Here is an 8,550-nt window from a genome sequence, read left to right as displayed (position 1 = left end):
CTTATTTAAAAAGTTCTGGTTGATTGCTTTGCAATCAATATATAAGCTAATAAAATAATACGATTAATTACTCTCAGGCAGTAGTGTTACTGCCCTTAATTCTCAAAGCTGATATACTGCTTGAGCCAATTAAACAAACAAATACAGAGCACTTTCATAAATAATGATTAATAACCAACCCTACTTAGCAGGCAATCTGTGAAAATACCTAAACGCCTACAACCCCTTGTTGATGATGGCCTTATTGACGAAGTTATAAGCCGACTAATGAGCGGTAAAGAAGCCGATGTATTTATTGTCCGCTGTGGTGAGCACATTCGCTGTGCGAAAGTGTATAAAGACGCGGTTAAACGTAGCTTTAAAAAAGCGGCACAATACCAAGAAGGCCGAAAAGTACGTGGTGGACGCCAAGCGCGTGCTATGGGTAAACGTTCTAGCTATGGCCGTCAATTAGAAGAAGAGATTTGGCAAAATGCCGAAGTTGATGCGTTATCTCGTTTAGCTGGCGTGGGTGTACGTGTTCCTGATACTTACTTTTGTATTGATGGCGTGCTGCTTATGGAGCTTGTGTCGGACGAGAATGGTAACGTAGCCCCTCAACTTGGACATGTCGTTTTTAGTGAAGAGCAAGCTATTGAGCAACATAAACTCATGATGCATTACATTAAGCTTATGCTTTGCGCAGGTATAATACACGGCGATTTATCTGAATTTAATGTACTTGTAGATAATAACGGCCCTGTAATTATAGATTTACCGCAAGCAGTTAACGCTTCAGCAAATAACAGTGCACAAGCTATGTTTGCACGCGATGTAAATAACATACGCCGCTACTATGGTGAATTTGCGCCAAGCATACTAAAAACTCAATACGCTAAAGAAATGTGGGCATTATTTGAAGAGGCCAATTTAACGCCTAATTCAACGCTTACAGGTGAATTTGAAGACAGTGACGAACTTGCCGATGTAGATTCTATTCTTGATGAAATTCAAGCTGCCGAATACGAAGAGTTTGACCGCTTAGAGCGAATTAAAAATGCTGACGATGATGAATAGCTCATCGTCATAGCTTACTAATACCTCTTACTGCGGGTGCACAAATCGGTAGCCAACCCCATAAACAGACTGAATAACACTTTCAGTTTGTGTCACTTCATCTAGTTTTTTACGCAACTTTTTAATATGGCTATCAATAGTACGATGGCTCACAATACGCTGATCGGCGTACATAGTGTCCATTAAACTATCGCGCGAATAAATACGATTTGGGTTGTTAAACAAAGGTTTAAATAGCTGAAATTCAAAGTTCGTAAGCTCTATGCTGTTTGATTTGTATTTTACGCTGTAGGTACTCTCGTCAAGCTTCATTGTTGACTCTGTAACATCACTTGCGCTACTTAATCGCCTTAATATAGCTTTAACTCGCGCCACCAGCTCAGCATAACTAAACGGCTTACAAATATAATCATCTGCACCTAACTCAAGTCCAAGCAGCCTATCTATTTCTTCTACTTTTGCCGATACCATAATAATAGGCACATTTGAAAAGCGCCTGATTGCTTTACATAGTTCTATACCACTTTGACCAGGTAGCATTATGTCGAGCAAAATTACGCTCGGCCTGTTAATTTCAAGCCAAGGTAATACTTCATTTCCGTGATGTATTTGATGAGTAACAAAATGATGGCTACTTAAAAAGTCACTCATTAAGTTAGCTAGCTTTACTTCATCTTCTACAATCAGTATTTGTTCGCTCATAGAGTTCTCTGTTATTAGTAATCCAAAATTAGGATAAAAATACCATATCAAACAAAGTTCAAGTTACGTATTTTTTGTGAATCAACTAAAGCTAAATAGTTGGTAGCCTAATAATAATAGCAAGGCCGCCTAAACTGGCTTTTTCAGCGGCTATTTCACCTTTGTGTCCTTTAACTATATGCTGACAAATAGACAAACCTAAGCCTGAACCGCCCTCTTGACGATTACGCGAGCTATCTACTCGATATAAATACTCAAACAAATGCGATAAATGCGACTGATCTACACCTACGCCATTATCTTCAATTATAAGCTCTAAGTAGGTTTGCCCTTTAATGCTTATATTACTAGCCGTTAATGAAATAGTTGTGCATTGAGCATAATGTACCGCGTTCATTAAAATATTATCGAGTAGCTGTAAAAGGCGCGTTTTATCTGCTTGTACAGTTATATGTTTAGCGCTATTTAGTAGATAAATTTTTATATTATGTTGTTCAAGTATAGCCTGATACTTTTGCTCTACAGTGCTTAATAGTAACGCCATGTCAGTAGGTTGCATAGTGTAGTGCATTCCCCCTAACTCTGCGCTGTTGAGCATATGTAAGTCGTCTATTAAGCGTTTTAAATGCAAAGCTTCATCGTTAGCCGAACTTATATTTTTTGTATTCGGTTCGCGTATGCCAAGTAGCATAGCTTCAAGTTCACCGAGTAAAATGCTCATTGGCGTCCTAAGCTCATGAGAAATATTAGCAAGCCAGCGTTTACGTACTTGCTCGTCTTTAGCGAGTGTAAATGCAAGCGTATTAAAATCTTCGCTTAATTGGCCTAATTCGTCTTTTCGCTCAAGCGTAAGTTTGGTCTCGTAATTCCCTTGTGTTAAGCGATGCATACCATTTGCAATTTGCTTTACAGGGCTAACTAAGTGGCGAGATAATAAAAAGGTAACAAGTAACGTAAGCAGTACCGCAGCTAATGCAATAAACCATAAATAGTTAGTTTGCTGTTGTAAAAAATCAAGCTCATAACCATCAACCAAGCTATCTCTTTTAGATACAGCTAAGTAACCCACTGTTTTATCGCTCACTGTAATTGGGGTTGTTATATATTTTAAATCGCTGAGGTATCTACCCACTACTCGCTGCTTATTTTCATCAAGCAAAGCGTAGTGAGCAATATTTTCAGGTGGTAGGCGGCGCTCTCCCCCTAAACGAATATGATCGGGTGGCGGCCGTCGCATCATTCCCCCTCTGGGGCCTGGACCTTCTGGTGGCCTAGGTAAAAACTGGCTATTTTCTAGCTGAGATTCAACAAGTTTTCTAAAATTTTCGCCATTGCCAACAACACGTTCCCATGAGGGGGTTTTTTCGTATTGCTTTGCAAGTTGCACAACAAGTGGTTCAAGCGCTTTTACTTCTTTTGCATTAACAAAATCAATTACGCCTTGCCCTATACTCCATTGTATAAGTACTACTAGCCCTGCAATAACACTAAAGGTAAAACTAAATAGTATTAAAAAAAGTTTATTATGAATTTTCATTAATGCGTGTTTTCAACCTTGCTAGGAAAGCTTTCAAATCGGTATGTTATAAACTCTTTGGTTTGATCGTTAACATACAGCGTAGCAACTATTTTTTTGCCCTGAGCGGTCCAATACATATGACCATGATTATTTAAAGTAACCGATACGGTATTTATACCACTTTTAAATAAGTTAGCAGGTAAATGCAATGCATGTCCGTAAATTCGCTGTATTTTAACCCCATTTATATATAAATGAGCATGACCTTGTAAAAAGCCCGTGTCATCGTTTGTAGTAACGCTCATCATTTGCTGCATGTTCATTGCGCCCTCAGGGGGTACAGATAAATCATAGCGCTGAGTATCTAAAATTAAGTTATAACCCGACATACTATCTTTTAATAACTTAAGGCTTAATGCCGGGATTGGCGTATCACTTGGCACTGCTATAGGCATATGGCTATGATCCATCATTTCCTGCTGCGCAAAGAGCTTAAAGCTCAATAGCACAGCAGTAGTTAGGATCAATGCGTATTTAAAATAACGCATAGTTACTCCTTACATTCCCGGTGGTGGACCCATTGTTTCGCCCGTATCACAGCGACCAATTGAATTATCGGCTAATTGACCTTTAAAACGAGGCCCTATTTGATAAGGAAAAGAAGGCTGTAATTTACCATCACTGTCTAACGTTAGTGTTATATGGTAGTGATAACCCTTGCCATCGTTAGTATCGTGGCCGTTATGCTCATCTAATTGAGCACCGGTTACTGTTTTTTGTGCGTAGTAGAAATCTTCAAAGTAATAACCATCGTCGGCATTTAATGTATTACCAGAGAGCGTCGTTACTTCTGCGCCAATAGCAGGACCTGCATCACTTGTTTGTGTGCCTTGGCTAACATCGTATTGATCGACTAAAGTACAGCTTCGCTCACCTTCAGTACCACAACCACCTTCACTTTCTGACGCGCCATAATCACGCATTTCCCAGCCGCTTAATGCAAGTTGACCGTTACTTTCATAAGGACCATAAAGCGGATAGCCATCAGCTGCAAACCCATAAATAGGTGAATGCGCATCGCCATCATCTTCAAGTAAATCAGCTAAGCAACTAGTATAAAAATGGTGATGATATTCACCGTTAGCAGCATGTCCGCCACACACATCAACATCGTATTGCTCAGCAATGGGCGCTAATGTATACCAAATATTATTACCGTAGCTCATACCATCGCCCCAGTTAAATATACTGGTGCCATTAACCATTAAGCCAACTGTACCTAAACCTGTTTCACACGTTTCAGTGTCAGATAAATCGGTAGGTGTTATCGGAAAATACGCCTCAACTGTTTGTTCTGTCGGGCAACCTGGTCCTGGAGGCCAATAGCCTGCGCCGCCTGTGTCATCACAGTTTTCAGTGCTGCTGTTATAGCCAATATCTTCACCAAACGAAATGGTTTGCCCTACTGCTGCTGAGGTTACACCGTTATAAAAATCGGTAGCTGCACGCGGGCGGTTATTTAACGCGTCTACTTGGTCTTGTGTAAGCGTTACGTCATATTTAGGAATGTCAGTTGTTTGCACATACATGTATTCAACGTCAGCATCTTCCTCAGAAACAGTAACAACCTCAACTGATTGAACATCTTCAACCACTGCGCCATTGTTTTGTATATAAGTGGAGGTTGTATCGTTGTTAATTAACCAGCTGGTAAGTTTTGCACTATTATCAACTGCACCAGTATCTGAGTCTGATGAAGCAATAACATTAACTATAACGGTATCTACAACGACATCGTTTGTGCCGTCATCTGCACTGATTTCAAATACAAGTGCTTCATCGGTTAAAACTTCAGGTGCAACAAACTCAGTAGACGTTGCAGTACTTGAAGATAAGCTAACGGTAGTGCCTGATGTTTGTGACCAGCTAACGGATACTTCGCCATCATCTTCAACTGTTGAAATTAAATAAACGGTATCGCCCGCATTAACAGTTTGGTCAATACCGGCGTCAACCGTTGAAGCACTATTACTGACTGTCTCGCCGTCTGTTGTAGTACTTGTAGAATCGCTGTTACATGCGCTTAAAGCGATACAAAGCGCACTTAACGCAAATAACTTAGTTACATTAGAGGCTTTTGTTTTAAAAAGTGTTTTCAATGCTTGAACCTTTACTTTAACGTTTAATAAAACAAAGTTAACAAGTAAAAGTGCAAACATTGTGCACAAACTAAGGAAGAATAAACATAAAACTAGATTTGTGGTCGTTTAAGTATAAATTTGTCTTTAGTGGTTGCATAGTAATCTCCACCCATTCTACCTACCGCATCTAAAAGTGTTGGGTCAATATAACCGTCAACAAACACTTCATCGTCAACACAAATACCCACTATGTCTAACAACATCATTTGTCCGCCGCCAGGCTCGCTTGAAATAGTAATAACTTCACGTAGCTTACACTCATAGCGTACTTTTGAATCAGCAACACTCGGCACTGCGACCATTTGGCTATCAATTTTAGTTATATTTGCAGCATCAAACTCACTAACATCACTAGGATAATTAGCACAGCTTTGATTCATTTTTTCAACCTGCTCATGACTCACAATGTTAATCACACATTCTTTAGTCGCTAATAAGTTAATTAATGTATCTTTGCTTAGTTTATCGCGTGGATTTACTTGCGTCACACTCAATACTGGTGGGTTACAACTCGCTACTGTAAAAAATGAGTAAGGAGCAATATTAGCCACACCGTCGCTACTTAATGTACTTATCCATGCGATAGGCCGAGGGCTGATCCCGCCAACTAAATACGAATAAACATTAAGCTCTTTATTTACAGTTAAATCTAAAAACATACTTTTCCTTTTAATACATTAAAACTAAATCTTAATTCAAGTTAGTTACGTATAGGTTTGGCTGACTCAGTTAAATAACAAGCTAATTTTTATCTCTATTTAAAGCAATAAACAAATTATATGAAAATAAACATCGTGTGGTTTAAACGTGATTTGCGTCTTAGCGATCATCAACCATTAAAAAATGCATTCAGTAATGGCTTACCTACCCTATTACTTTATAACTTTGAGCCATTATTGCTCGAAGATGCACACTACAATGAGCGGCACTGGCGCTTTGTGTATCAATCAATAGTTGAGTTAAATAATCAGCTAGCGCGTTTTAACGCCTGTGTTTATATCTTTAATTTAAATATGAACGATTTACTTGAATCGTTAAAGGCACAGTTTGAAATAGTTAGTATTTTTAGCCATCAAGAAATAGGCTTAAACAACACCTTTGAGCGCGATAAAGCAATAAAAGCATGGTGCCAGCATAACCATATTAATTGGCAAGAGTCGCAAACAGGCGCGGTTATTCGCGGCAAAAAAAATCGTAATAATTGGAACGAACGCTGGCAGCAAACAATGCAAGCACCTATTGCAGTTCCTAATTGGAAGAGTATAAAAACAATTACCCTCAATAACTACCAAACACCTGAGCTACCAAGCGCTTACACGCAAGGTCACGACAGCTTTCAACAAGGCGGTCCGCTGCATGCGCGAACTGTAATGCAGAGCTTTTTTGCCGAGCGCGGTAAAGGTTATCAAAAAGGAATATCGAGCCCAAGTTTAAGCCAAACACATTGCTCCCGACTTTCGCCGTACCTAGCATGGGGGAACATTAGCCTTAGGCAAGTGTATCAAATGGCCATTGATGAATATCATTCAAAACACCCTGACAAAAGAGGCTGGAAGCGCCCGCTTGCAGCGTTTGTATCGCGCTTGCATTGGCACTGCCACTTTATGCAAAAGTTTGAGAGCGAATGTTCTATGGAGTTTTTAGCCCTTAATCCGGGTTATCATGTATTTCCGTATCGCGATGATGAACATGTTAAAAACGATATTGAACGCTGGGCGCAAGGTCAAACAGGTATTCCCATTATTGACGCTTGCATGCGCTGCTTAAAAGCCACCGGCTATATAAACTTTAGAATGCGCGCCATGCTTGTAAGCTTTGTAACGCATCATTTAAATATAAGTTGGCAGCAAGCAAGCTTTCCGCTCGCTAATTACTTTTTAGATTTTGAGCCTGGCATTCACTACCCGCAAATTCAAATGCAAGCCTCGGTAACAGGCATAAACACCATTAGGCACTACAACCCAATTAAACAATCAGAAGATCAAGATCCAACAGGTTCATTTATTAAAAAGTGGTGCCCCGAGCTTGAAAAACTCCCTATTGAATATTTACATCAGCCTTGGGAGCAAACTCCAATGGAAGCACTCTTTAACGACTTTAAGTTAGGGGAGGATTATCCCGAACCGATGCTTGATTTAACAGCAGCCTCAAAAGAAGCACGCGAACGCTTATGGCAATACCGTGAGCGAGCCGATGTTAAACGCGCCATAGGGAGGATTCTTAAAAAACACGTTGGAGGTACTCAAAAAGTTACTCGAACAAAAAGTAAAACGGATACTAAAAGTAACAGCAAGGCTAAGTAAGTATGGCGCACAAAAAACTAAACTTACCTCAAAAAATATGCCCTATTTGTAATAAACCTTTTACGTGGCGTAAAAAATGGCAGCGCGACTTGGATAACGTTATTTTCTGTTCAGAGCGCTGTAAGCGAAATAAACAGGGATAACAATTAACTGGCGTCTATTTTGCAACATCATCAGTAATTAATGCTTTTAAGGCTTTATATAAGTTTATTTTGTAAATAACGCTTAGCTAACCTGAAAAGCTTACACTCAAGCAAGGAGAAGATGATGACGATTAAAAAAACGGCAAGTTCAACATGGTCTGGCGATATTAAAACAGGTAAAGGTAGCATATCAACTCAAAGTGGCGCGCTTGATAAACAACCTTATGGTTTTAATACCCGCTTTGAAGATAAGGCAGGCTCAAACCCTGAAGAATTAGTAGGTGCAGCTCACAGTGCATGTTTTAGTATGGCACTTTCGCTTGCATTAGGTGATGCAGGCTTTACCGCAGATAAAATTGATACTAAAGCCACTGTAAGCCTTGATGAAGTAGATGACGGTTTTTCGGTGACGCATATTGCCCTTGAGGTAAAAGCGCGTATTGATGATATTCAAAACGAGCAGTTTCAGGCTCTATGTGAGCAAACCAAAAAGAACTGCCCTATATCAAAACTCTTAAATACCGAAATATCTCTGGATGCAGAACTTCAATCAGCATTTTAACTATTTAGATTTAACTATGTAGATTTAACTATGTAGATAGCCCCTTACTAAAAAAGCCAAGTAA

At 39.5% G+C, this 8,550-nt stretch carries 9 protein-coding genes; 4 read left to right on the top strand and 5 right to left on the bottom strand.

Annotated features, from left to right (window positions below; genetic code table 11):
- Positions 1 to 198: 198 nt before the first annotated feature.
- Positions 199 to 1,056, top strand: coding sequence for a PA4780 family RIO1-like protein kinase (locus GQR46_RS12275; RefSeq protein WP_010555357.1), 858 nt, complete (start codon positions 199 to 201; stop codon positions 1,054 to 1,056).
- A gap of 27 nt (positions 1,057 to 1,083) precedes the next feature.
- Here the strand turns inward: GQR46_RS12275 and GQR46_RS12270 are convergent, their stop codons facing one another.
- From GQR46_RS12270 to GQR46_RS12250, 5 genes are all read right to left on the bottom strand, one after another.
- Positions 1,084 to 1,758, bottom strand: coding sequence for a response regulator (locus GQR46_RS12270; RefSeq protein WP_007581275.1), 675 nt, complete (start codon positions 1,756 to 1,758; stop codon positions 1,084 to 1,086).
- A 91-nt stretch (positions 1,759 to 1,849) separates the two neighbouring features.
- Complete coding sequence (locus tag GQR46_RS12265) at positions 1,850 to 3,295, bottom strand: ATP-binding protein (protein WP_165741100.1); 1,446 nt, start codon at positions 3,293 to 3,295, stop codon at positions 1,850 to 1,852.
- The gene (locus GQR46_RS12260; RefSeq protein ID WP_165729021.1) at positions 3,295 to 3,825 is read right to left on the bottom strand and encodes a hypothetical protein; all 531 of its coding nucleotides are present in this window, start codon (positions 3,823 to 3,825) and stop codon (positions 3,295 to 3,297) included. Before GQR46_RS12260 ends, GQR46_RS12265 begins: the two co-directional genes overlap by 1 nt.
- A 9-nt stretch (positions 3,826 to 3,834) precedes the next feature.
- Positions 3,835 to 5,496, bottom strand: a complete 1,662-nt coding sequence (locus GQR46_RS12255; RefSeq protein WP_165741099.1) for a YHYH protein — start codon at positions 5,494 to 5,496, stop codon at positions 3,835 to 3,837.
- Between the two features lie 32 nt (positions 5,497 to 5,528).
- Positions 5,529 to 6,137 (bottom strand): flavin reductase family protein, encoded by a 609-nt coding sequence (locus tag GQR46_RS12250; protein WP_165741098.1) that lies wholly within the window; start codon positions 6,135 to 6,137, stop codon positions 5,529 to 5,531.
- A 120-nt stretch (positions 6,138 to 6,257) separates the two neighbouring features.
- Between GQR46_RS12250 and GQR46_RS12245 the strand changes: the two genes are divergently transcribed.
- The 3 genes from GQR46_RS12245 to GQR46_RS12235 all read left to right on the top strand — a co-directional run bounded on the left by GQR46_RS12245 (position 6,258) and on the right by GQR46_RS12235 (position 8,486).
- Entirely contained in the window at positions 6,258 to 7,781 is a 1,524-nt protein-coding gene (locus GQR46_RS12245; protein ID WP_165741097.1) for a deoxyribodipyrimidine photo-lyase, read from the top strand.
- A 2-nt stretch (positions 7,782 to 7,783) separates the two neighbouring features.
- Positions 7,784 to 7,924 carry a DUF2256 domain-containing protein gene (locus tag GQR46_RS12240; protein WP_165741096.1) on the top strand — a complete coding sequence of 47 codons (141 nt, stop codon included), beginning with the start codon at positions 7,784 to 7,786 and terminating at the stop codon, positions 7,922 to 7,924.
- Positions 7,925 to 8,048: 124 nt separating this feature from the next.
- Positions 8,049 to 8,486, top strand: a complete 438-nt coding sequence (locus GQR46_RS12235) for an OsmC family protein (protein WP_165741095.1) — start codon at positions 8,049 to 8,051, stop codon at positions 8,484 to 8,486.
- Positions 8,487 to 8,550: the final 64 nt, after the last annotated feature.

This window comes from Pseudoalteromonas sp. Z1A6 (assembly GCF_011378745.1).
Lineage (GTDB): Bacteria > Pseudomonadota > Gammaproteobacteria > Enterobacterales > Alteromonadaceae > Pseudoalteromonas > Pseudoalteromonas arctica.
This window is presented reverse-complemented; position numbering and strand designations above follow the sequence as displayed.